Raw genomic sequence first — 23,326 nt, forward strand, 5'->3', positions numbered from 1 at the left:
ATCTTTGCCAAGTTTAATGGCCGGTTCGGGGCGTGCGAGGACGCCGCAGCAGCCCCTCGAAGCGTGATCCCCTCTCATCAGACCTTAGCGCGGGGCGCGCTTGAAGCCGAGAAAGACGGCGCTGAAGCGGTCGTCGGGGGGCAGCGCGCCCGCGAGGCCCGGCACCGCGACCAGCCGCTCGCCCGACCACACCGCGGGCAGGGACGCGGCCGCCCGCGCCGGCGGGCGATCCCGGGGAGTGAGCGCCCCCCTCAAGGTTGCATAGGCGGCGAGCCCGAGCGGGCGGACGACAACGCCCTCCGCCGACGCATCATCGCGAGCCTCGGACGCGTCCTCATCCGCCGCGCCGGCGTAACGGATGCGGAATCGCCAGTCCCACACCACCTCCTCGCCCGGCATGAGCGTGACCTCGGGCAGCGTGCGACGGCCCGGCTCGCGATAGAGGCGCAGCCTCGTGCGTCCCTGCGAGACGATTGAGCCGCCGAGCGTTTGCGCGAGCGCCCGTCCGCGCGCGATGGCGGCAACGAGCGCCTCGACCTGCGAGAGCTGCGGAGGCTTCGCTTCGCCCCCGAACGTCGCGATGAGGCGCGTGAGGAGACGCACGCGAATGTCCTCGGGCTCGCCCTCCCAGGCCGCCCGGTCGATCGAGGCGAATACGCCCTCGTGGACATCGACGAGCTCGGCGAGCCGGGCGCCGGTTACCTGCTCGAGCGCATCGCGCGCCCTCGTGAGGCGCTGAGCGCTGAGCGCGAGCTTCTCGTTTGAGAGGCCGAGAGGCGCCAGGTGGCCGTGCGCCGCCCTGATCCGCACGCGCTCGAAATCGAGCCGCTGGTTCGAGGGGTCGTCCATCCATCCCTCGCCCTGCGCCTCAAGCAGTGCCATGAGAGAGCTCTTCGGGACACCGAGCAACGGGCGTACGAGCGAGACCGAGCCATCCGCCAGGAGCGTCCGCGCGGGCGCCATCCCCGCCAGACCGTCGAGCCCGCTGCCGCGCCCGAGCCGCATGAGGAGCGTCTCGGCCTGATCGTCCGACGTGTGCGCCGTGACGACGGCTGCGGGTGTGGCGGTCCGCGCGTGGGCGACCAGCAGCGCATAGCGCGCTTCCCGCGCGCGGGCCTGGAGCGCAGAGCCCGGCGTGTTGCCGCCCCACACCAGCGTCGTGTGCCGAAAGCCCAGCGCTTTCGCACGCTCCGCCACCCATTCCGCCTCGCGGGCGGAGGCTGCCCTGAGCCCGTGATCGACGGTCGCCACCTCGATCGTAAGCCCGCCGGGCGCAAGTCCCCGCTGCACCCAGCGCGCGACGAGCAGCATCAGCGCCATGCTGTCGGGCCCGCCCGAGACGGCGAGAACCGCGCGCTTGAACGGCGCCAGCGGCACGCCGAACAGGGCTTCGAGATCCGGAAGATCGTACACGGCCAGCGCGTCCCGGGCCGGATCGCCTCGGATCGCGTCCGAAGCGCCTCTCGCCGGCCTCATCAAAGCCCCGTTCGATCGGTCACCTGCGATCGGTCACGGGCAACCGATCCTCTGCCGTTCGCCGTCCGCCTTCGCCTTGAGCTGAGCAGGTGCGTTCGGAAACTTCGAGCCGACGGCGCGCAGCACCGTGCACGCATCCTGCCGCTTGCCGAGTTGGGCGAGCGCCATCCCGCGCTTCAACTGCGCATCGGGCGCCTTGCTGCTCGTCCCATAGCTCGCGACGACGAGATCGAACGCCTCGGCGGCATCGGCGTAGTTGCGCTGCACGTAATGCGACTCGCCAAGCCAGTAGAGCGCGTTGGGCGCCAGCGGATCGCGCGGATAGGATTTGAGGAAGTCGCGGAACCCGGCCTGGGCCGCGCCATAGTCCTGCTGCAGCAGATGCCCGTAGGCCGTCTCGTACGCCTGCTTCGGACTGCCGCCCGCGCCGGGATCGACCGCTGCGAACCCGCCGGGAGGCGGCAACGATTCGGAACCATAGGTCGGCGGCGGGGCCGCGCCCGCGAAGGGATCCGGCGCCCCTGGCGCCGTCATGCCGCCCGCGTACCCCTCCGCTCCATAGGCATCCCCGGAGCCGGCCAACGCCCCGATCGGATCGGCGTGGTCCGACGTCACCGTCGTGGAGCCGAAGCGGGTCGTCTCCATGTCGAAGCCCGGAGCCTCGGAGCGGCGCTGTACGCCCCCCTGCGCACGGAGCTCGGCCGCGAGCTGCTCGACCTGGGCCGTCAGCGCGCGGATTTGCGTTTCCATGCTGTCGAGCCGCGCCCGATCGCCGGCCGCGACGCCGCCGGCGGCTTCCGAGCGCACGGGGGCTGGGGCGGTCCCTCCGGTGCGCGCCAGCGACTCGAGCGTTCCGATCACGACCTGCAGATCGACGAGCTGGCCTTCGAGCTGCTCCACGCGCCCGCGCAGACCGCTGTCGCCGCCGGCCGCCGCGCCTTTCGGCGCCTTTCCCTGGGCGCCCTGCGCCGCCGGCAGCGTCTGGCTCTGCACGCCCTGGGCCGCAGCCGGCCCTGCGACGCTGAGCGCCGCGAGCAAAAGACCGGCCACCGCCGACGCTGCGCGCCCTCTCGAGACTGGCGTGGACGAACCCATGGGCGAAGCGCCCTCCTCCTTCAACGTTCCGATTGGGACCACCTTAGGTCATGAACTCATTATGGATGACGCATTGACGCGAGGACTTTTGCGTCGCTGGTAGGAGCAAGACCGCCACAAACCTCCATGGTTTGCAAGGTCTCGCGACGAACCAGGGGCGCAAAAGGACCGCGCCCCTGCGGGGTGAGCCAAAGCGAGCCAATGGCGTCGTCAAACCGCTTGCCCGATGCGCAGGCATCGACCTGCGCGGTTTTCCTGGCCCTTGGCTCGCTTTGGCTCATCAATGCATCATCCATAATGAGTTCATGACCTAGGCCCCTTGGGGCCTCAACGCCAATGCGACGGGATGGAGGTCCACGGGGATCGCTCACGCCCTCGACCGTCGACATCCTGCTGTCCGCCCTTCGCCCGTCCCTGTCAACTCGCAACGCCTCCGTGCCGACGTGCGCCCGCCCTCACTGGGTCGGCGACACGGCCGACGAGCTCGGCGCACCGCCCTGGGCGCGGCGCGAGGGCTGCCGGGCGGCTTCGACCCGGCGGCTCAGAAGCACCGTCACGGCGCGCCGGTTCTGGGCGAGGCACTCGGGCGCCGGGCAATCGGAGACGCGCTCCTCGCGCGCCCGGCCGTAGGCCACGAGACGCGCCGCATCCACGCCCTCCGCAACCAGACGGTCGCGCACGACGGCGGCCCGCTCCTCGGAAATGCGCAGCGTCTCGATGTCGGACATGGCGCCATCGTCGGCATGCCCCTCCACGGCGGCGTAAAGGTCGGGATAGCGCATGAGGAAGCGCGCCTGGGCCTGGATCACGCCCCGCGCCCGCGCGCCGAGATTGGTGCTCCCGGCGCCGAAGAACACGCGGTCGCCCGCATCGGAGAGAAATTCGCTGTCGACCACCGGCGACACACGCGCCTGGTACAGCACGGCGCGCGGCACGGCCTGCGTAACGCCGGCCACCCCCGTCCTCGCATCCGCCGACGCCGTCCCGCCGCTCCGCCATGGCAGCTCCGCGTCCGCGCTCGGGTCGCCGGGCTGTCCGCGAGCGGGCGCGACCGGCGCCGCGGTTTCGACGCTGCGATAGATCTGTCCGAGGTATTGCCGGGCGGCGGCCACGCGCGGGCTATCCGGAGCCTCCGCGATGAGGCGCTCGAAAAGCCGCTGCGCCTCGTCGCGCCGCCCCTGGTCGAGCGCGGCTTTCCCGTCCCTGTAGAGATCCTCCGCCGAGGCCCCGCGCGAGCGCGGCGTGTCCCAGCCCTGGAAGAACCAGCGGCCGCTGCCATCGTCGGCGGAATCGCGCAGACGTTCGGGAACACCCGCCGGCGGCTCAACGATCGAGAAGCCATCATGAGGAGGGGTCGCCTCGCGCGGGCCGAGCGTGAACGTGCCGATGGGGACTTCCGCGCCGTCCGCCTCCTGCTCGTGAGCCTGCGCGATCCCGAGGGTTGCCGCGCCGATCGCGAGAGGCGCCACGCAGAGGCCGGCAACCGCGAAGCGGAGCGCGATGCGCCTTACCAACTCCCCGCCCCCCGCACATCCCGCACGCATGGTTGGCTTCCTGCTTTTTCACATGCGTTGGGACAGGCCAAACGCCAATGATGTCACGAGAAAAAAGCTGTGCGCTCGCAATACGGCCAAACTTTGCCGGGCACGCGCCGGAGGCTGGGCATTCTTACGTCAAAAACAAAGTTTTTCGATAACCGAGCAAAAGGTGTCCGACGGGTGTCTCCCGGCCGGGCACGAGCCCGTCAGGAGGCGACCCGGCTGTTGAGCACGGTCTGCGCGCGGCGGTTCTGCGACCAGCACGAGATGTCGTTGCAGACCGCCACCGGCCGCTCCTTGCCGAAGGAGATCGTCCGGATGCGATTCGCAGCCACGCCGTTCTGCGCCAAGTAGTTGCGCACCGTCGTCGCGCGGCGTGCACCGAGCGCGATGTTGTACTCGCGCGTGCCGCGCTCGTCCGCGTGGCCTTCGATGGTGACCGTGAACTGCGGATACTGCCGGAGCCACTGCGCCTGCCTCTGCAGCGTCGACTGCGCTTCGGGCGTGAGGTCGGAGCTATCCGACGAGAAGTAGACGAGATCGCCGACGTTGACGCTGAAATCGCGGCTCGTGCCGGGCGTGATCGGCCCCTTGCCGTCCGGGCCGAGCTGCGAGTTGGGGTCGTTCTGATTGTTCGCACAGCCGCTGACGCCCGCCATCCCCGCGAGAAGCAGCACGGCACAGGCAAACCTGAAGGCCCGAAAAACAGGCGCCATCAAATTATCCTTTCATCGGCTCGACGGCGTGACGCCGGAGCTCAAACCACCCCGTGAACCCTACCCGGCCCCTCAGATACCCGAGGCTTGAGTACGAAAATGTGGCCACTCCCCTCGGTACGGCAGAGATCCGCACAAGAATGCCTTCCGAAGGACGCCGGCCCCGCATGCCTTCGCATGCATCGGTGCCCGGATGCCGAACTCCCATCCGCTGCCGCGAAACCGCGGGCGACGCCCTGTCTGCTGCGGATACGATTCGGACCGAGGCCCGACGATCCGCTTCGCCGCCAGACAGCGCATCTTGCGCGGCGCTCGGGGCGAAAATGAGCGATCGCGTCGGGAGCAGCAAGCGCGAAGATGCCGGCGGTCAAATAGTCTGGGGACAGCGGTGGACATCGCGCCTTTTGCAGCGTGGCGCGGGGTGCGTTCACGCACAGACAGGCCGCAAAAATAGAAAAGAGCTGCCGCAGCATAGGCTGTGACAGCTCCAATCTCCAAGCCCGCCTGAGTCGAAGCTCAGGCCGGACTTTGAATTCGCTTAGCGAACGTCGGCGACAGCCGGAACATCCGCGCCGAGCTTCAGCGGAGCGGCCTCTTCACGACGGCAAGCGCCGAGAGCGACAGCAACGATAGCGGCAGCGAGAACGATAGCGCCCTTCATGGTAGTATCTCCTGTTGTGTCCCAAAGTGAATTTCGGACGTTAACGAGCCACTTCCGTGGCAGTCGGAACCTCGGCGCCGAGCTTCAGCGGTGCCGCTTCTTCACGACGGCACGCACCGAGGGCAACAGCGACCACGGCAGCCGAGAGAACGATCAGCCCCTTCACACCCTGCATAGTCTAATCTCCTGATGCTTGTTCGGCGACGAGCCGAATATTGGGGTACCGGCACGGCATGATTTGATCAAGAACTGAGGGTTCCCTGGCACTGTTTTCCCCCCTCGTAGATGCGAAAATGCCACGCCGTTGTTTGTGCTCCGCAGGTCTATGCACGGCCGCCGCGCCGCGCCCGGAAGCAATTGATTAAAAACGCAAAACTTCCCCATCTCGACAGAGGGGCATTGAGGCAAGAATAGCTCTCTTTGCGTTAAGGAGACGTAAAGCCACGCATCAGTTCAGGAGCGGCGACCAAGCGGGGTCCGAGGCGTACGACGGCGTGCTCACGACTCGCTCGTTGTACCCCGTGAGATCCACAGAATAGATTCGCGCGCCCCCCTCCTCGCCCTGGCTCTCGCGGAAGAACATGAGCACGCGTCCGTTCGGCGCCCAGGTCGGTCCCTCATTGTGGTAGCCCTCCGTCAGCACCCGCTCCCCCGATCCGTCGGGGCGCATCACGCCGATCAGGAATCGGCCGGCGAGTTGCTTGGTGAAGGCGATGTAGTCGCCGCGCGGCGACCAGACGGGCGTCGAGTAGCGCCCCTCGCCCATGCTGATACGGCGCGCGTTGGAGCCGTCGGCGCCCATGACGTAGAGTTGCTGTGTCCCCTCGCGATCGGATTCGAAGACGATCTGGCGTCCGTCCGGCGAGAAGCTCGGGCTGGTATCGAGCGCGCCCGACCGGGTGAGCTGGCGCGACTGCCGCGTCCTGAGGTCCATGACGTAGATGTTGGAATCGCTCCCGTCCTGCAGGCTCATGATGACGCTCTGGCCGTCGGGCGAGAATCGCGGCGCGAAGGTCATGCCCGGAAACTCGCCCACCGCCTCCGTCTTCCCGGTCTGCAGGTTCATGAGCAGGACCTCGGGCTGGTCCTTCGTATAGGCCATGTAGGCGATCTCGCTGGCGACCGGGTTGAACCGCGGCGTCAGCACGATCTGCTGGCCCTGCGTCAGAAGCCGAACGTTGGCGCCGTCCTGGTCCATGATGGCGAGTCGCTTCACGCGACGGGTCTTGGGCCCGGTCTCGTCGACGAACACCACGCGCGTGTCGAAGTAGCCCTTCTCGCCGGTGAGCCGCTCGTAGACCTGGTCGGCGACGAGGTGTCCCACGCGCCGCCAGTTCTGTGCACCCGTCGTGAACCGCTGCCCCGAGAGCTGCTTGCCGCTCGTCACGTCCCAAAGCCGGAACTCGGACGTGAGCCGCCCGTCGGCGCCGCGCGTGACGCGCCCGACGACCAGCGCCTCGGCGCCGATCTGGCGCCAGTCCGGAAACCGCGGCAGGGCGTTGACGTCGCGGATGTTGTCCAGGAACGACGCCGGATCGAGCGGCTGGAACAGCCCTGAGCGCTCGAGGTTGGCGGTCAGCACCTGAGCCACCTCTTGCGCGAGCTTGGGATCGTCGCCCGAGAAGACCGGAATCGCGATCGGGATCGGCGCCACGACGCCGTGGCGCTGTGTGCCGCGCAGCCCTTCCGAGCTGAACCCGTCCTGGCCGCCGCCCTGGTAGACGCCTTGACTGGCGCCTCCCCCGCCCATCGGCGGGGGCGGTGGCGGCACGTCGTAGCCCTGCTGGCGGAGCTGATCCTGGAACCCGCCGCCCCCACCGCCGACGGGCGGCGGACGATAGGCATCGTCGACCTGCGCCGAGGCGGGCCTCGCGCCGAGGCAGGCCAGCACCAGAAGCACGAAGGCGAGCGCGGAGAACGGCCGGCGGAACACGCAGGCGAAAGGAGGAAGGGCGTCAGTCATTGTCACCTGCGATGCATACCGGATGGCTTCATTTAGGTCATGAACTCACTATGGATGACGCATTGACGCGAGGACTTTTGCGTCGCTGGCAGGAGCGAGAGCGCCGCAAACCGCCATGGTTTGCAAGGTCTCGCGACGAACCAGGGGCGCAAAAGGACCGCGCCCCTGCGGGGTAAGCCAAGACCGCTTAGCCGATGCGCAGGCATCGACCTGCGCGGTTTTCCTAACCCTTCGCTCGCTTTGGCTCATCAATGCATCATCCGTAATGAGTTCATGACCTAAAGCATTTCGCGCGGATCGAAATCCCAGATAATCGATTTCCAGGCCCAGTATTTGTCGGGCGGAAGCGTGAACGGCGAGCAGGCTTTCACCGCCCGCATCGCGGCTTCTGCGGCTATCTGATAGACCGGGCCGGATTGCGGCGCCTCGGGCACCGGCTCCCCGTCGAGCGACCCGTCGGGCCTGAGCCGCCAGCGCAGCGTGACCACCATCGTCTCGATGCCACCGCCGCCGCCCGGCAGCTTCCAGCATTGCCGGAGCTGGGCGCTGATCTGGGAGCGCAGGAGATCCTGCTCGCGCACCGAGAGCACGGGCGCATCGCCTTCGCGCGCGCCCGCCGTCGGTCCCATGTAGTCTGTGGGATTCTGGGGCTGGGTCGCCGAGTTGGGAGCGCCCTTGCGCGTCGGGTCCTTGTCGAGGAGCGCGGCCAGGCGATCGGCCTGCTGCTGCTTTTTCTTCTTTTCCTCCTCCTTGCGCTTCTGCTCGGCGAGCTTCTTTTTGCGCTCCTGCTCCTTTTTCTTTTTCTCTTCCTCGGCCTTCTTCTTTTTCGCCTCTTCTTCTTTTTTCTTCTGCTCTTCGGCCTTGCGTTTCTCCTCCTGCCGCTGCTCCTCGGCCCGCTTCTCGTCCTCGATCTTCTTCAGCTCCTCGGGCGTGGGCCCGGGCGGCGGCTGCTCGATCGGCAGCGCGGCGAGCTTTTCTGCGATCGGATCGGACTTGGGCGGCGGCTCGCTCTTCGGCGGCTCGGGCGGCGGCGCCTCGGCCTCTTTTGTCGGCGGCTCAGGCGGCGTGGGCTCGACGGGAAGCTCCGGCGCGACGATGGGCTTCGGCTTCTCGGCCTCGACCTTCGACACCTCGGGCTTGGGCTCCTCCTTGGCTTTTGCTTCGAGCTCGGTCGCCGTCTCGCTGCCCTTCTTGAGAGCGAGCAGCTCCGAAGGCGTGATCAGCGCCACCGCGATCGGCTCCGGCTCCGGGTCCTTCAGCGGCGGCGTGTTGGCCATGGCGAGCAACATCCACAGAAGGGCTCCGCCATGCATGAGGATGGAGACGGTCAGCCCGAACGCCACGGCCGAACCCCATCGAAAGTGATGCCCCTATCGCGAGCGCACCCGCCCAAGCCCGCGCGACCGGCGCACGCGCCGAGCCGCAGCCCCGACGATGTCACGGGACTGCCGCCTCTCCGCGCCGCGCGGACTCGCCTGTGCTGCACCATGCCTTCGCCTCGTACGAGATCCGGGCCCGATCCGACGGGGGCCGGCCCCCGTTTTCGGTCTCAACGGGCCGCCCCGTCCTCCACCTCGGTCACCAGCGACACCTTCTTGAACCCGCCGGCGCTGATGCGGCCCATCACCAGCATCACCTGCCCGTACGAGATCCCTTTGTCGCCACGCACGAAGATCTGCTCGTCGACGCCGTTCTTGGCGATGGCTTTGAGCTTCTCGGCGATCTCGTCGATCCCCACCTTCGTCTCGCCGATGAAAACATCACCATTGGACGAAACCGAGATGGTGAGCGGCTCGTGGTTGCTTTCGAGCTGCTTGCCCTGCGACTGCGGCAGCTCGATCGGCACGCCGACCGTGAGCAACGGCGCCGCCACCATGAAGATGATGAGCAGCACCAGCATCACGTCGACCATGGGCGTGACGTTGATGTCGCTCATCGGCGCATGTCGGCTGCCGCGGCTCCTGCGCCGGCCCCCGCCTCCGGCCTTGATGCTCATTCCCATCTAGTGTCCCGATTCCGAAGTTCGCTTGAGTTTGCAGCTAGGTCCCATGGCGAACTTCGGACTCATAAGGGACACTAGAATCATGGACTTGCTCGTGTGATCGAGATCGAGAAATTCGCTCGGGAGCAGGACGCTTGATATGGCGAATGTCTCGATCATCACACTAGGTTGCGTACTCATGATTGGATGGGCATTGACGCGAGGACTTTCGTGCTGCCGGCAGGAGCGAAAGCGCAGCAAACCTCCATGGTTTGCAAGCTTTCGCGACGCACCGGACGCGCGAAAGGACCGCGCCCCTTCGGGGTGAGCCAGGACAAGCCAATGGCGGCGTCAAACCGCTTGCCCGATGCACAGGCATCGCGCTGCGCGATTTTCCTGGCCCTTGGCTTGTCCTGGCTCATCAATGTCCGATCCAATCATGAGTACGCAACCTAGCCGTCAGCTCCTGACGTCGATCTGGCGCGAGACGATGGCTGCGAACTCGTCGGCGAACGCTTCGAGGCGCTGGCTGATGTGGGCCGAGTCCGCGGAAAACTTGTTGTAGAAGACCACGGCCGGGATGGCGGCCATCAGGCCGAGGGCGGTCGCAAACAGCGCCTCCGCGATGCCGGGCGCGACCACGGCGAGGTTGGTGTTCTTCGAGATGGCGATGGCCTGGAAGCTCGTCATGATGCCCCAGACGGTGCCGAACAGGCCGACGAACGGCGCCGTCGAGCCGACCGTCGCCAGGAACAGGAGCCGCCGGTCGAGCCGTTCCATCTCGCGGCTGATGGTGACGTCCATGACCTTCTCGACACGGAGCTGGATGCCGCCGAGCGCACGGATGTTGCCTTCGACGGAGCGTTTCCATTCGCGCATCGCCGCGACGAACAGCGCCGCCATGGTGATCGTGTGCCCGCGCGACAGGTTGTTGTAGAGTTCGTCGAGCGACTGGCCGGACCAGAACGTCTGCTCGAAGCGGTCGGCCTCGATACGGGCCCGGCGAAAGGCGATCAGCTTCTCGATGATGATCGCCCACGACCAGATGGAGGCGAGACCCAGGCCGGCCATCACGATCTGGACCGTGGGCGACGCCTGCATGAAGAGTTCGATGAAGGATACGCCGTGCGCTTGAGGCGCCAGGGCCGTTTGCGTCACTTCTTCCGGATTCATGGGTTCAACCGTCTCTCGAGGCTCGGGTCATGGCCGCCCCGGATCGCGATCCATCCGAGGCGTGTGTCATCGGTCTCAACAAAGATTGGGCGGCCGAGTGCCCCGCGAAGATGAGTGTGCCGAATCGGCCATCGCGCCCCCCAGGCGGCGGCAACCTGCACTGGCGCGCACGGACCATCAAGGCCCTTGTTGCCGCGCAATATGACTAAACCGAGGCCGGATCTCAGCACTGGCCGGACTCTCCGGCGCACCCCGGGAGGCGCGGAACCAGCCACAGGAACAACAGCATACCGAAAAGCTCGACCAGCGATTGGAAGACGATGACGATCGTCGTTGCCTCCCAGCCCGCGGGCAGGGCAAGCGCGAAGGGAAGCACGACAAACGAATTGCGTGTGCCGAAGCTGAAGAGCAGCGTGCGCTGCTGTGCCGGCGACAGCGCGAACAGCCGGCCGAGTACAAGCCCCAGAGCAGCGGCGGCGGCCAGAAAGAGCAGGAACGGGGCCAGCACGTCGGCGAGCAGCGGCAGCGCGCCGACGATCGACTCGACCTGCGAGCCGGCAATCAGGAACACGACCAGCGCCAGAAGGGGCACGGGCAGCCAACCGAGCCGGGCGATCAGGCTCCCGCGAGCCCTGTCGCGCTCGACCCAACGTTCGGTGGGGTAAGCCAGCGCCAGCGGCACGACGATCACCACCAGAAACACCGTCACCATGCGCTCGGCCGAAACGATCTCGGCGAACCCATCGCCCATGAGCAGCCAGAGATAGGCCGGCAGCAGCACGATCTGGATCACGAGCACCACCGGCGTCACCGCGATCGCGCGGCGCACATCGCCACCCGCCTGGTGCGCGAACGTGATGAACCAGTCCGTACAGGGAACCAGGAGCACGAGCAGAACGCCGAGCCGCACCGGCGGCACGTCCGGCACCAGCGCCAGAAGCCCCCAAACGATCAGGGGCAGCGCGACAAAGTTGCCGGCGAGCACCGCCGACATGAACCGCATGTCGCGAAAGGCATCCGGAAGATGGGCGAGCGGAACCTGCGTGAACGTCGCGTAGAGGAGCACAGCCAGGCTGGGCCACAGCAGCATTTCCATGCCGGGACCGAGCCCCGGCACCATCGCACCAACCGCGAGGCCCGTAACGATAGCGCAGAGATAGATCCAGACCTGTTGCCGTTCGATCATCTCGCGCTTCATTGCCTAGGGTGTCCGCGCTCAATCACCCGCTTCGAGCAGGCCGCGCCAGTGCCCCGTCTTGGGGTCGTAGGCGAGGATCTCCCCCTGCTCCATGTCGTAGATCCAGCCGTGGATGCCGATGCGCCCCTCCGCGACGCCCGTGGCGACGATCTCGTAGGTCATGAGGTTGTCGAGCTGGAACTGGACGTGCGCCCGGATGGTCGCGGCGCTGCGCTCCGCTTCGGAGAGCCCCGCCGCCGCGACGAGCCGGTGCGCCGGCCGCGTGTACTCGATCCAGCGTCCGAGATGGCCCCCTTGATCGGGTGGCATCGGCCCGGCCAGCGCCTGGATGCCGCCGCAGCCCGTATGCCCGCAGACGACGATGTCGTCGATGCCGAGAGGACCGAGCGCGTACTCGATGGCCGCCCCCACCGCCTCGTCGTCCGCCCAGGCCGGCGGCACGCAGTTGGCGATGTTGCGCACCTCGAACAGTTCGCCCGGATCCGCCTGCGTGATCTGCGACGGCACCACGCGGCTGTCCGAGCAGCCGATCCAGAGCAGCCGCGGCGTCTGCTTCTTTGTGGCGAGGCTCTTGTAGAACGCGCGGTCGCGCTCGAACGCGAGGCGGAAGCGCTCGTAGCCTTCCATCGCATCCTTGATGTCGAGATCGATCCCGCGCGCGTCTTTTGCGGTCGTCATGGCGCCCCCCGGCAACATCCCTTGCAAGGCGCCATCATCCCCGGAGAGCGCCGCCTTGTCCATGTGCCGCGGATGGCGGCCGGAACGATTATGCCCGCGCCTGCCTATGCCCCGGGCGCGTCGGGGCCGAGCACGTGCCCCTCGTCCGCGCCGCCGAATGCGCTGCGGATCGCCGTTGAGAGCCGGAGCGGCTTGCCCGACACCGCAATCAGCACCACCGTCACCTCCGCCTCGAACACGCGCCGGCCGTCGAGCAGCACGGTCTGCAGGAGTGTCACGCTCGCGCCGCCGATCGCCTTGACCCGCGTCTCGACCATCAGCACGTCGTCCATGCGCGACGGCCTGAGGAAGTCGCACGTCATCCGCCGCACGACGAAGGCGGCCGGCTCCGAGCTCGTCGAGCCGTCGATGAGGCGCCGCGAGTCCGTGCCGAGGAGGCGCAGGAAGTCCGTCCGCCCGCGCTCGCACCAACGGATATAGGACGCGTGATAGGCGATGCCGCCCGCATCCGTGTCCTCGAAATAGACGCGCACCGCGAGCACGTGGTGCCGCCCGCTGGCGTCGTCGACGATACGGCCGGCGAGATCCGGCCAGGTATTCAGAGGCTCGCTCATGGAAGATGGTTCCGCACTTCAATCCGCTCCGACGACCTGGAGCGCGGTGATCCGAAGCGGAGCCGCGCTCGAAGCTTTTGACGAGACCGAGGAGTGACGCTCCGCGTGGGTCCGATCCAAGGCGACCCATGGTCTCAGGCGATATTCGACCCCGAGCCGAGGCTGACGAGCACGATTTCCGGCGGCGCACCGAAGCGGACCGGCAGCGTCGAGCAGCCGAGCCCCGCCGACACGATCATGTTACGCCCCTCCTCGACGATGTGTCCGTAGCGGTAGCGCTGCCCGTACTTCGACGGAATGATCGGCGCAAAGCCCGCGAGCGTCACCTGTCCGCCGTGTGTATGCCCCGCGAGCGTCAGCGCCACGCGTGGAGGCACCCGCGGAAAAATATCCGGCTCATGCGCCATCAGGATAACGGGGGCATCGTCCGTCACCGTGTCAAGGGTCCCGGCGAGATCGTCGAAGCCCCGGGCCGACCCGATCCTCCGGAAGGCCCACTGATCGCCGAGCCCCGCGATCCAGAACGGCTGTCCCTCCTTCTCGAGGCGGACCGCGCGGTTCTGGTAGACGGGAATACCCGCCGTCTCGAGCGCGACGCCGGCCCGGGTGACGAGGTGGCCGCGGCGGAGTGCGTCGGCGTCCTCCCACCAGTCATGATTGCCGAGCACGGCATGAACGCCGAGCGGCGCCTTGAGCCCGACAAGCACGGCCGCCCAATCGTCGTGCGGCACGACCCGGCTCCACGGTACGATCCGCCCGCCACGCACGTAATCGCCGAGCAGGAGAACGACGTCGGGCTTGAGCGCATTGGTGCGCGCCACGATGCGGGCGAGGTGGTCGAGCCCCATCCAGGGTTCGCAGACATGGAGGTCGGCGATCACGGCGACGCGGAGCGTGAGCGCCGCCGGCCATTCGGGAGGAGAGACCGCATAGTGCGTCACGCCGAACCGGAACGGCTCCGCCAGCGCATAGCCGCCGAAGCTGGTGGAGACCAGGCCCGCTGCAACGAGGCCCTTCAGAACCTGCCTGCGTGAGAACACGACCACTCCGTAACCATGGGGGGACCGGCGGTCGGACGACCGCCGGAGAGCATCTTTACCGCGCACCGAACGCGAGAGGATAAACCCGATGCATTAGCGGTAAACCGAGAGAAAGCCCGAATTCGGGCTGCCGGAATTCCGGCTGAGAGACCGGACGTTCCGCCCCCTCCCCTGCGGCACGGCCCGAGCCTAGTCCTCCCCCTCCTCGAACGGCAGTTCCGGACTCGCGGCCCGCGGCGGGCCGGAAAGCCCGAGATGGCGGAAAGCTTTGAGCGTCAGCACGCGCCCGCGCGGCGTGCGTCCGATGAACCCCTGCTGCAGCAGATAAGGCTCGACGATCTCCTCCAGCGCATCGCGCGGCTCGGAGAGGGCCGCCGCCAGCGTCTCGATGCCGACCGGGCCGCCCTCGTAGGTGCCAGCGATGCACATGAGGTAGCGGTGATCGAGCGCATCGAGCCCGGCTTCATCCACCTCGAGCGCCCGGAGTGCGACGTCCGCCGCCGCGGCATCGATCACGGGTGTGCCCGAGACCGCAGCGAAATCGCGCACGCGCCTGAGCAGGCGGCCCGCGATCCGCGGCGTGCCGCGCGCGCGCCGCGCGATCTCCATCGCCCCGTCCCGCGCGATCGGCGCACCGAGCACGCGCGCGCCCCGCGTCACCACTTTTTCCAGCTCCTCGACCGTATAGAAGTTGAGCCGCACCGGGATGCCGAAGCGGTCGCGCAGCGGCGTCGTGAGCAGCCCGAGCCGCGTCGTCGCGCCGACGAGCGTGAATCTCGCGAGGTCGATGCGCACCGAGCGCGCCGCCGGCCCTTCGCCGATGATGAGATCGAGCTGGAAATCCTCGAGCGCCGGATAGAGGATTTCCTCCACCGCCGGATTGAGGCGATGGATCTCGTCGATGAACAGCACGTCCCGCTCTTCGAGGTTGGTGAGCAGGGCTGCGAGGTCGCCCGCCTTCGAGATCACCGGTCCCGACGTGGCGCGGAACCCGACGCCGAGCTCCTTGGCAACGATCTGCGCGAGCGTCGTCTTGCCGAGCCCCGGCGGGCCCGCGAACAGCACGTGGTCGAGCGCGTCGCCGCGCGCCTTCGCCGCCTCGATGAAGACGCGGAGGTTGGCGCGGGCCTGCTCCTGGCCCACGAAATCGTCGAGCGTGCGCGGGCGGATCGACGCCTCGTAGGCGTCCGCCTCGCGCTTCGCTCCGCTGATGAGGCGCTCGGTCATGTTTTGTTCCTGACGGTGTTCGCTGCCGTCGTCAAGCGCCGGACCGCAGTCCCCTGCGGAGCCCGGCACGGACCGCTCCCTCAAACCGGAAAAGTCTGGTAGGATGGCGCCGTCTTCCGAACCGTTTTGAGACCAGCCGCACGATGCCCGCCGCCTCCCTGAAATTCCGCACGAGTCAGCGCATCGCAGGACTATAGCCCTGGCCCGGCGATTGCGTCCGCCGCGCCAGGGGAACTCAGCATTCCAAAAACCCGAACTCTTGCCCCCGACCGGCGCCGCCGGCCGGGCCGAAGGAGCCTGCGATGACGTTCCGGACTTTTCACGCGTGCCAGCTCACGGCCAAGGACTTCACCTACCTCCAGTCCCTCCTCGCATCGAAGGACCACGACAAAGCCTATCTCGACCTTCTCCGCGAGAAGCTCGGCAGCGCCACGCTTCTGCTCGACCACACCATCGATCACCGCATTGCGACCATCGAGAGCCGCGTCGCGTTCAGCGTCGACGGCAAGCTCATGGAGCAGCACATCCTCGCGCGCGACGGGCATGCTCCGCCGCAAGGGATTGCGCTCCCCATCACGACGCTCAGCGGATTGGCTCTGCTCGGCCTCAGGGAGGGCGAGGCGTTTCCGCTCATGAAGCCAAACTGCACGACGGAATCCCTCCGCCTGATCAAGGTCGCCTATCAGCCGGAGGCCGCCCGGCGAACGAACGCCACGACCGTCGTCGCCTTCCAGCCGAGGTGGATGCAATCGGTGACGGGCGCCGGCACCAGACGCTCCGATCCCTTCAACGACGATCCGGGGCCCGGCGCGGCGTGAGCGCGCGCCGCCCCCTTACCGGCGACCAAGAAACCGGCCGAACACGAGCGCGATCGCCGGCGGCGCGGCGGCGAGAAGACCGTACAGGATGGCGTGCCGGCCCGTTGCCGCGCGCAGGGCATCCTGCGTTGCGGGGTCCGACGGCGACAGGTCCAGCGGAACGTGCGGCATGGTCATATAGGCGACATAGGCGACGGCGCCGGCCCAGACGAGCGACAGCACGAGCCACACCGGAAACGAGAACTGATTGCGCATCGGCAACCTCCGAGAAAGAGCGCTCACGTTCTGAGTTGACCCCGGGTCGTGTCAAGATCAACCCTGGATATCGGCTGCGGGCCCGGAGCGGCCTTGGCTCGCATTAGACCAACCATCGGCCTTTTGTTTTTGCGTCAGGACGTTGGTTGGATATGAGGCGGCACCGCTGGTGCGCGTGCCGCCGTGGTGCGCAGCCGGGCGCTTGCAGGGACGAAGCGTCCCTTGAGCGGACCGAAGCCCGTTTCCGAAGTTGCGCTATCGATACGCGGCGGGCGTTGAGGTCATTCCTACAGGCACAACCAGGCGCCCAGGCAGGCCTTGGGTTCTGACACTTTGCACGCCATCTGCGAGGCGTGGCACGTCGTTGTCACCGCGCCGTCTTCGCACTTCAGGTGGACCGGGCCCTTACCCTCTCGGCCCTGCCCATAAATGGTGTTCTTGAGACCGTTCTTGGCAAAGAGCTCGGCGATGCTGTGAGTTGGAGCTTCCCCAACCGTTCCGACTTTGACGCAGTCGGCGCGAACCGCCGTCGAAAGTGCGAAAATCATCGCCGTAGCAGCTAAGCCGAGTTTCAACGAACGCATGTGCCCCTCCGAAGAAAGATCGATCTACGTCTGAGAACTAGTTGAGCGCACGGCACTCGACAACAGACTCGGCCTGCTGGGGGCGACGTTTCCTCGCACGAAGCCGGAAAGCGTGCCGCAATTGCCACGCATCAGGCGTTCGGTAAGAAGCTCATGGCTCTAGCCTCGACCATTTCCGCTCAGGGTCGCAAGCTGACCAGCGCACTAACCACCACCGCTGATTAGCGATGCCTACCGCGCCAGCTCCTTGAGCCCGCGCCGGATGAGCTTAGCCGTATCCGCATCCGCGCCGAGCTCTTTTATGGCGGCGGCGACCGCGGCCGTTGCCTGCGCCGGGTTGTAGCCGAGATTGGTCAGCGCCGAGATCGCCTCCGCCGCCGCAAGCCCGTCCGCCGGCGCATCCGCAACACCGCCCGGACCCGACGCAACCGGCACGTTGAGGCCCGCCACCGACAGCGCCGGCGCTTTGTCTTTCAGCTCGGCAACGATGCGCTGCGCAAGCTTCTTGCCCACGCCCGGCGCCTGCTCCACGGCCGCCCAGTTGCCGAGCGCGATGGCATTGGCGAGGTCCTGCGTCGAGAGCACGCCGAGCACCCCCAGCGCCACCTTGGAGCCGACGCCCTGCACGTTCTGCAGCGTCCGGAACCAGCTCCGCTCGACCTCGCTCTGGAAACCGAACAGCCGGATCGCATCCTCGCGCACATGCGTGTCGATGGTCAGCATCACCGGCTCGCCGAGCTTCAGGTTGCGCAGCGTGCGCGCCGAGAGCTGCACCTCGTAGCCGACGCCGCCCACATCGACGATCGCATGCGCTTCCCCGATGGCGTCGATGATGCCTCTGAGCTGGCCGATCATCCCCTCGTGTCCTGATTTCGAAGTTTGTCTGACAATGCCGCTGGCTCGAAACAAACTTCGAAATCAAAAGGACACGAGCCAAAGCACACTTGTCTAGCGTGGTCCGAGTTCGCAAGTCCGCGCACCAACCGAACCGCGACAGCGTAGCGGACTTGCAAGCCCACGCTAGACCCCTTCCTTGAGCACGCGGCGGGCAAGCGCGGCCGCGCCACGATGATTGGCATGGCAGATGGCGATCGCAAGCGCATCCGCCTCGTCCGCGCTCTCGCAGCGCGCCTTCGGCAGCAGGAAGCCGATCATGGCCTGGATCTGCCGCTTCTCGGCGTGCCCCGCGCCGACCACGGCTTTCTTGACGAGGTTCGGCGAATATTCCGCGATGCGGAGCCCCCTGAGGGCGGGCGCCAGAAGCGCCATGCCGCGCGCCTGGCCGAGCTTCAGCGTCGCGCGCGCGTTCTCGTTGACGAACGTCTCCTCGACCGCCGCCTCGCTCGCCCCCGACCCCGCGATGACACTGGAGAGCGCTTCGAACAGTTCCCTCAGCCGGTAGGCGAGCGCCTCGTCCGCGGTCGACGTGATGAGTCCCGAGGAGACGTAGGTGAGCCGCACGCCATCCGTCTCGATGACGCCCCACCCGGTGCGCCGGAGCCCCGGATCGATGCCGATGATGCGAACCAGCCTGTCCCTCATGGGAACCGGATTAGCGCGATTCGCAGGCCCGGACCTCAAGGCCCCGTTCAGTCTTCGTCCTTGAGGGAGAGGATATAGGTGGCGATCAGGAACATCTCGTCCTGTGTCAGCCGATGGTTCGGCATCATCGGCGGAACGCCCTTGAGCCAGCCGACGATGCCGTGCAGCGACTGCCCCGGCCGCTTGGCGACCGCGCGGAAGCCCGGGATTTCGGACGGGCTCCGCTTCTCGCCCTGACCCGGGCCGAGGTGGCAGGTCGCGCACAATCGCTCGGCCAGCGCCTTGCCGCGCGCCACGTCGTCGGCCGTCACATCGTTGGTCGTGACGTCGTCCGCCGCGCACGCCACAACGGGCATCCCGAGCAGGACGGCGACCAGCGCTAGCAGGGAGGCAAAGCGTGCCATCGGATCGTCCTCCGATCCGTCAGCGCGAGGGCATCGCGGGATAAGCCAGCGCGTTGATGTAGGCAATGATCCGGTCGATGTCCTCATCGGTGAAATCGAACTTCGGCATCTGGTCGTGCGGCGCCGCGATGCCGCGCGATAGCGGTTCGCGGAGCGCCTGGAGCGCGTACCGGCGCTGCAACTCGCGGAACGGCGGCGCCTTCGCGTTGGGGCTCGCCCCTTGGCGGCCGGTGGCGTGACACCACCCGCAGTTCTTCTCCGCGATCTGCTGGCCCGCCTGCGCATAGGCCGCGTTTTCGTCAGCATGATCGGTCTGGCCAAGTCGCTTCAGTCCGTTCCGCGCGCCGGCAAGGCCGGGATCGATCGTAAGGGCGCGGCGGAAGTCGGCGACGGCCTCCGCCTTGAGCCCCTTCGTCTCGTAGGCATAGCCGCGGTTGTTGAAGGCAATGGCGTAGGAGGGGTTCGCTGCGATTGCGGCCGTGAAGTCGTCGATCGCGCGATCGACATCGCCGGCCCGACGATACGCGAGCCCACGATTATTGAGGGCATTCGCGCGGCCCGGCTCGAGCACCAGAATGGTATTGAAGTCCTCGATCGCCTTGCGCGGATTACCGGCCACGAGATGGGTGTGGCCCCGCAGCAGAAGAATGTCGACATTGTTGCGGTCGATCTTGAGCGCGGCATCGAAATCCGCAAGCGCACGCTTGCTGTCGTTGCGCAGGAGATGCGCCTGTCCGCGCGCCGCGAGACCGACCGTGTCGTCGGCGAGCACGCGCATGGCCTCGTCGAGGTCCGCCAGCGCCTCGCCGAGCGCGCCCGCATCGAGCCGCGCCCGCCCCCGCTCGCGGAACGCCAGCGCCTTCTGCTGGGAATCGAAGCCAGCCCCCTCGATCACCTGCGTGCAGGCCTGGATGCGCGCCGCCTTGTCCCGCGACGTGAGGCAGTCCTGATCGGCGCCGGCCATGGCGCCGCCGCAGGGAACGATCAGAAGGACAGCCAGAAATCCGCTGAAATAGCCGCGCATCGCGCTCCTCCGGTTTGAATGGCCGGAGGAGCTTAGGGTGGGCGCCGCGGCGGACGTTGCGCCCGATCAAAAGACCGGGCGCCGTCCCCCGCTATCGACGTTCAGATCAGCTTCCCCATCGCAATCGCCGTGTCGGACATGCGGTTCGAGAACCCCCACTCGTTATCGTACCACGAGAGAACGCGGACCAGCGTGCCGTCCATGACCTTGGTCTGGTCGAGGTGGAAGATCGACGACCGCGGATCGTGGTTGAAGTCGGTCGACACGTTCGGCTGGTCGGTGACGCCGAGGATGCCCGCGAGCTGCTGCTGTGCGGCCGCCTTGATCGCGGCGTTGATCTCGTCCTTCGTCGTCTCGTTCTTGGCGATGAACTTGAAATCCACCACCGACACGTTCGGCGTCGGCACGCGGATCGCCGTCCCGTCGAGGCGGCCGTTGAGCTCCGGCAGCACGAGGCCGACAGCCTTCGCCGCCCCCGTCGAGGTCGGGATCATCGAGAGCGCCGCCGCCCGCGCGCGATAGAGGTCCTTGTGCATGGTATCGAGCGTCGGCTGGTCGCCCGTATAGCTGTGGATGGTCGTCATGAAGCCCTTCTCGATGCCGACCAGATCGTTGAGCACCTTGGCCACCGGCGCGAGGCAGTTGGTCGTGCACGACGCGTTCGACACCACGAGATGATCCTTGGTGAGCTTCTCGTGGTTGACGCCGTAGACCACCGTCAGGTCCGCGCCATCGGCCGGCGCCGAGACCAGCACGCGCTTGGCCCCCGCCGCGAGATGCCCCGCTGCCTTCTCCTTGGTGGTGAAGATGCCCGTGCACTCGAGCGCGATCTCGCCGCCGAGCTCCTTGTGCGGCAGCTCGGCCGGGTTCCTGACCGCCGTCACCTTGATCGGGCCACGCCCGAGGTCGATGCTGTCGCCCTTGACGGTCACCTCGCCCGGAAACCGTCCGTGCACGCTGTCGAAGCGCAGGAGGTGCGCATTGGTCTCGACCGGCCCGAGATCGTTGATCGCCACCACCTCGATATCGGTGCGCCCCGACTCGTAGATCGCGCGCAGCACGTTGCGGCCGATGCGGCCAAATCCGTTGATCGCGACCTTGAGTGCCATGGAACGTCCTCCAATCGAGCGGGATGGTTGTGTGGGCGGGATGGCCCATGGGCGATACGCGACGCCATGGAGCCGACGGGCGGGCGCCATTAACTTTGGCGCACCCGTGGCTGTCAATCCTGCGCCCTGCCACACGCCTGGCGGCGCGGGAAAATGACGCCCGCCCATCGGCTCCCCGGCCGGGGGATTTCTTGCGCGCCCTGGCGGGATTACCTATGGTGGCAACTCGCGACTGCGAAAGCCGTTCGGAGCGACGGACCGCAGAGTTTTGCGGCGAGGGGTGCAGATCGGCTGATGGCGCAGCGGGTGAAGGAAAAGGTCAAGCGTCCTGCGGGCCGCCTGAAGGAGCGGGCGACGCCCCAGGCGGGGACGGCGGACGCACGCGTCCGCACGCTCGAGCGGGAGTGCGAGCGCCTGAAGAGGGAGCTCGAGGCCGCCCGCCGGCGCATCGCAGCGCTGGAGGAAAGCCGCAACCTCGTAGCCGCGCGCATCGACGGCGTCATCGAGTCGCTCAGCGGCGTGGTCGATAGAGGCGACTGAGCCCTCGCTTTTTATGCGCCCCGGCTTTATGTTAGCCCCGCTGCGGGGTTCGTCAGGAACACATGATTCTCCAGGGCCTATAAGATCTGCCTGGGAGCTGTCCCTGGCCGGGGCCGTGGCCCCGGACATATGGCGCCCACCTTACATTTGTAGGGACCCGGCGAGATCGATCGTTCCAACGGCCACCGCGGCACTTTTCCTTCCGAAGATCCGCACCCGTCGCCATCGCGGCTAGAAAGACTTTCCCCGAGCAATGCCCGTCACCGAGCTGAAAAAAGACATGCGCCGCACGGCCAAGGCGGCGCGTGGCCGTGCCTTCACGGCGCATGGGCCCCACGCATCCGAAACGATAGCCGGCCATGGCATCGGCTTCGCCGGAAAGCCCGCGCCCGCCATTGTCTCGGGCTTTCTCGCCATCGGCGAGGAGATCGACCCCTCGCCGCTGATGCGCCGTCTCATCGGCGAGGGCTACCGCCTCTGCCTTCCGGTGATGGAGGGCAAGGGCAAGCCGCTCGTGTTCCGCGCCTGGTCGCCGGGCGAGCCGCTCGCCGAGACCATGTGGGGCATCCGCGAGCCCTTGCCCGAAGCGCCGGCGCTCGATCCCGACATCGTGCTGGGGCCGCTCCTCGCCTTCGACGCCGCGGGCTACCGGCTCGGCTACGGCGGCGGCTTCTACGACCGCACGCTGGCCCGGCTCAGGGCCCTGAAGCCGGTCGTATCGATCGGCATCGCCTTCGACGAGCAGAAGGTCGACGCGGTCCCCCATGCCGAGTACGACGAACGCCTCGACTGGGTCCTCACGCCATCCGGGCCGCTGAAATGTCCGGCGTAGCGAAAGCAGGAATGATCGCCCGCCTGCAACGATGCGTGCCGCGCGTCCCGCCCCGTTCCGGAGCAGAGGCAGATTGCGGCTCGAAATTCACACGTGTCTGGGCTCCGACCTTCGCCGGAGTGACGTTGGGCACTTCACTCACATCATCTCCGCCGTCATCCCGGCGGAGGCCGGGATCCAGACACGCATCCCGGATCGAGCGGCCGGCAACGGCCCTGCGGGGGGCTGCCTGATGCGCCTGCTCTTCCTCGGCGACATTGTGGGCCGGGCGGGACGGAAGGCCGCCGTCGAGGCTATCCCGCGCCTGCGCGAGCGCCTGAAGCTCGACTTCCTCGTCATCAACGGCGAGAACGCCGCCGGCGGCTTCGGCATCACCGAGACCATCCACCTCGAGCTGATCGACGCCGGCGCCGACGCGGTGACGCTCGGCAACCATGCCTTCGACCAGAAGGACACGCTGGTCTTCATTGAGCGCCAGGAGCGCCTCATCCGTCCGATCAACTTTCCGCCCGGCACGCCCGGCCGCGGCGCCGGCCTTTTCAGGGCGAGGAACGGCGCCGACGTGCTCGTCGTCAACGCCATGGGCCGCGTGTTCATGACCGAGATCGACTGCCCGTTCCGCGCCGTCGACCGTGAGATCACCGCCTGCGGGCTGAAGTCCGGCGCCGACGCGATCCTGGTCGACTTCCACGCCGAGGCGACGAGCGAGAAGCAGGCGCTCGGCCACTTCCTCGACGGCCGCGTGTCCGCCGTCGTCGGCACCCACACGCACACGCCGACCTCCGACGAGCGCATCCTCTCCCACGGCACCGCCTACATGTCGGACGCGGGGATGTGCGGCGACTACAATTCCGTGCT

The 23,326-nt window shown here is 67.4% G+C and carries 28 protein-coding genes and 1 other RNA gene; 5 read left to right on the forward strand and 24 right to left on the reverse strand.

Annotated features, from left to right (window positions below):
* Positions 1–84 precede the first annotated feature (84 nt).
* From tilS to ruvB, 17 genes are all read right to left on the reverse strand, one after another.
* Positions 85–1,476 (reverse strand): tRNA lysidine(34) synthetase TilS, encoded by a 1,392-nt coding sequence (gene tilS, locus V7082_RS06770; protein ID WP_334147029.1) that lies wholly within the window; start codon positions 1,474–1,476, stop codon positions 85–87.
* A gap of 33 nt (positions 1,477–1,509) precedes the next feature.
* Positions 1,510–2,571, reverse strand: coding sequence for a tol-pal system protein YbgF (gene ybgF / locus V7082_RS06775; protein ID WP_334147030.1), 1,062 nt, complete (start codon positions 2,569–2,571; stop codon positions 1,510–1,512).
* Positions 2,572–2,630: 59 nt separating this feature from the next.
* Positions 2,631–2,867, reverse strand: a complete 237-nt coding sequence (locus V7082_RS06780; protein ID WP_334147031.1) for a hypothetical protein — start codon at positions 2,865–2,867, stop codon at positions 2,631–2,633.
* A 159-nt stretch (positions 2,868–3,026) separates the two neighbouring features.
* The gene (locus tag V7082_RS06785; RefSeq protein ID WP_334147033.1) at positions 3,027–4,115 is read right to left on the reverse strand and encodes an OmpA family protein; all 1,089 of its coding nucleotides are present in this window, start codon (positions 4,113–4,115) and stop codon (positions 3,027–3,029) included.
* Between the two features lie 200 nt (positions 4,116–4,315).
* Positions 4,316–4,825, reverse strand: coding sequence for a peptidoglycan-associated lipoprotein Pal (gene pal, locus V7082_RS06790; protein ID WP_334147035.1), 510 nt, complete (start codon positions 4,823–4,825; stop codon positions 4,316–4,318).
* A gap of 538 nt (positions 4,826–5,363) precedes the next feature.
* Positions 5,364–5,486 (reverse strand): hypothetical protein, encoded by a 123-nt coding sequence (locus tag V7082_RS06795; protein ID WP_291151118.1) that lies wholly within the window; start codon positions 5,484–5,486, stop codon positions 5,364–5,366.
* A 40-nt stretch (positions 5,487–5,526) separates the two neighbouring features.
* Positions 5,527–5,661, reverse strand: coding sequence for a hypothetical protein (locus V7082_RS06800; RefSeq protein ID WP_280173052.1), 135 nt, complete (start codon positions 5,659–5,661; stop codon positions 5,527–5,529).
* A 273-nt stretch (positions 5,662–5,934) separates the two neighbouring features.
* Positions 5,935–7,449 (reverse strand): Tol-Pal system beta propeller repeat protein TolB, encoded by a 1,515-nt coding sequence (gene tolB / locus V7082_RS06805; protein WP_334147042.1) that lies wholly within the window; start codon positions 7,447–7,449, stop codon positions 5,935–5,937.
* Between the two features lie 278 nt (positions 7,450–7,727).
* On the reverse strand, positions 7,728–8,792 hold the full coding sequence (locus V7082_RS06810; protein WP_334147043.1) for a protein TolA: 1,065 nt from the start codon (positions 8,790–8,792) through the stop codon (positions 7,728–7,730).
* Between the two features lie 206 nt (positions 8,793–8,998).
* A complete protein-coding gene (gene tolR / locus V7082_RS06815) occupies positions 8,999–9,451 on the reverse strand; it encodes a protein TolR (RefSeq protein WP_334147044.1) in 453 nt (150 codons plus the stop codon).
* Positions 9,452–9,627: 176 nt separating this feature from the next.
* Positions 9,628–9,852 (reverse strand): hypothetical protein, encoded by a 225-nt coding sequence (locus tag V7082_RS06820; protein WP_334147048.1) that lies wholly within the window; start codon positions 9,850–9,852, stop codon positions 9,628–9,630.
* 37 nt (positions 9,853–9,889) lie between these two features.
* Positions 9,890–10,603 (reverse strand): protein TolQ, encoded by a 714-nt coding sequence (gene tolQ / locus V7082_RS06825; RefSeq protein ID WP_334147050.1) that lies wholly within the window; start codon positions 10,601–10,603, stop codon positions 9,890–9,892.
* A gap of 223 nt (positions 10,604–10,826) precedes the next feature.
* The gene (locus V7082_RS06830) at positions 10,827–11,789 is read right to left on the reverse strand and encodes an arsenic resistance protein (RefSeq protein WP_334147052.1); all 963 of its coding nucleotides are present in this window, start codon (positions 11,787–11,789) and stop codon (positions 10,827–10,829) included.
* 30 nt (positions 11,790–11,819) lie between these two features.
* Complete coding sequence (locus tag V7082_RS06835; RefSeq protein ID WP_334147054.1) at positions 11,820–12,479, reverse strand: carbonic anhydrase; 660 nt, start codon at positions 12,477–12,479, stop codon at positions 11,820–11,822.
* 104 nt (positions 12,480–12,583) lie between these two features.
* Positions 12,584–13,093 (reverse strand): YbgC/FadM family acyl-CoA thioesterase, encoded by a 510-nt coding sequence (locus V7082_RS06840; protein WP_334147056.1) that lies wholly within the window; start codon positions 13,091–13,093, stop codon positions 12,584–12,586.
* Positions 13,094–13,227: 134 nt separating this feature from the next.
* The gene (locus V7082_RS06845) at positions 13,228–14,133 is read right to left on the reverse strand and encodes a metallophosphoesterase (protein WP_334147058.1); all 906 of its coding nucleotides are present in this window, start codon (positions 14,131–14,133) and stop codon (positions 13,228–13,230) included.
* A gap of 189 nt (positions 14,134–14,322) precedes the next feature.
* Positions 14,323–15,360, reverse strand: a complete 1,038-nt coding sequence (gene ruvB, locus V7082_RS06850) for a Holliday junction branch migration DNA helicase RuvB (protein ID WP_334147060.1) — start codon at positions 15,358–15,360, stop codon at positions 14,323–14,325.
* Between the two features lie 302 nt (positions 15,361–15,662).
* Between ruvB and V7082_RS06855 the strand changes: the two genes are divergently transcribed.
* Complete coding sequence (locus V7082_RS06855; RefSeq protein WP_334147062.1) at positions 15,663–16,178, forward strand: hypothetical protein; 516 nt, start codon at positions 15,663–15,665, stop codon at positions 16,176–16,178.
* A gap of 15 nt (positions 16,179–16,193) precedes the next feature.
* On the opposite strand, the gene V7082_RS06860 is transcribed toward V7082_RS06855, so the two are convergent.
* From V7082_RS06860 to gap, 7 genes are all read right to left on the reverse strand, one after another.
* The gene (locus tag V7082_RS06860; protein ID WP_334147064.1) at positions 16,194–16,433 is read right to left on the reverse strand and encodes a hypothetical protein; all 240 of its coding nucleotides are present in this window, start codon (positions 16,431–16,433) and stop codon (positions 16,194–16,196) included.
* A gap of 287 nt (positions 16,434–16,720) precedes the next feature.
* A complete protein-coding gene (locus tag V7082_RS06865; protein WP_334147066.1) occupies positions 16,721–17,017 on the reverse strand; it encodes a hypothetical protein in 297 nt (98 codons plus the stop codon).
* A gap of 231 nt (positions 17,018–17,248) precedes the next feature.
* Complete coding sequence (gene ruvA / locus V7082_RS06870) at positions 17,249–17,872, reverse strand: Holliday junction branch migration protein RuvA (protein WP_334147068.1); 624 nt, start codon at positions 17,870–17,872, stop codon at positions 17,249–17,251.
* A 165-nt stretch (positions 17,873–18,037) separates the two neighbouring features.
* Positions 18,038–18,559, reverse strand: coding sequence for a crossover junction endodeoxyribonuclease RuvC (gene ruvC / locus V7082_RS06875; protein ID WP_334147069.1), 522 nt, complete (start codon positions 18,557–18,559; stop codon positions 18,038–18,040).
* 47 nt (positions 18,560–18,606) lie between these two features.
* On the reverse strand, positions 18,607–18,963 hold the full coding sequence (locus V7082_RS06880; RefSeq protein ID WP_334147071.1) for a c-type cytochrome: 357 nt from the start codon (positions 18,961–18,963) through the stop codon (positions 18,607–18,609).
* Between the two features lie 19 nt (positions 18,964–18,982).
* Positions 18,983–19,987 (reverse strand): tetratricopeptide repeat protein, encoded by a 1,005-nt coding sequence (locus V7082_RS06885; protein ID WP_334147074.1) that lies wholly within the window; start codon positions 19,985–19,987, stop codon positions 18,983–18,985.
* Between the two features lie 101 nt (positions 19,988–20,088).
* The gene (gap, locus tag V7082_RS06890) at positions 20,089–21,096 is read right to left on the reverse strand and encodes a type I glyceraldehyde-3-phosphate dehydrogenase (RefSeq protein WP_334147076.1); all 1,008 of its coding nucleotides are present in this window, start codon (positions 21,094–21,096) and stop codon (positions 20,089–20,091) included.
* Positions 21,097–21,390: 294 nt separating this feature from the next.
* Here gap and V7082_RS06895 point away from each other — a divergent pair, with 294 nt between their 5' ends.
* The 4 genes from V7082_RS06895 to V7082_RS06910 all read left to right on the forward strand — a co-directional run.
* Complete coding sequence (locus tag V7082_RS06895; protein ID WP_334147078.1) at positions 21,391–21,636, forward strand: hypothetical protein; 246 nt, start codon at positions 21,391–21,393, stop codon at positions 21,634–21,636.
* Positions 21,637–21,670: 34 nt separating this feature from the next.
* A non-coding RNA gene (gene ssrS / locus V7082_RS06900) (6S RNA) lies at positions 21,671–21,834 on the forward strand.
* A gap of 55 nt (positions 21,835–21,889) precedes the next feature.
* Complete coding sequence (locus V7082_RS06905; protein ID WP_334147079.1) at positions 21,890–22,468, forward strand: 5-formyltetrahydrofolate cyclo-ligase; 579 nt, start codon at positions 21,890–21,892, stop codon at positions 22,466–22,468.
* A 232-nt stretch (positions 22,469–22,700) separates the two neighbouring features.
* A partial coding sequence (locus V7082_RS06910) for a TIGR00282 family metallophosphoesterase (RefSeq protein WP_334147081.1) occupies positions 22,701–23,326 on the forward strand: 626 nt, incomplete at its 3' end.

Origin of the sequence: Hyphomicrobium sp. (genome assembly GCF_036833075.1) — a bacterium.
Taxonomy (GTDB): Bacteria; Pseudomonadota; Alphaproteobacteria; order Rhizobiales; family Hyphomicrobiaceae; genus Hyphomicrobium_C.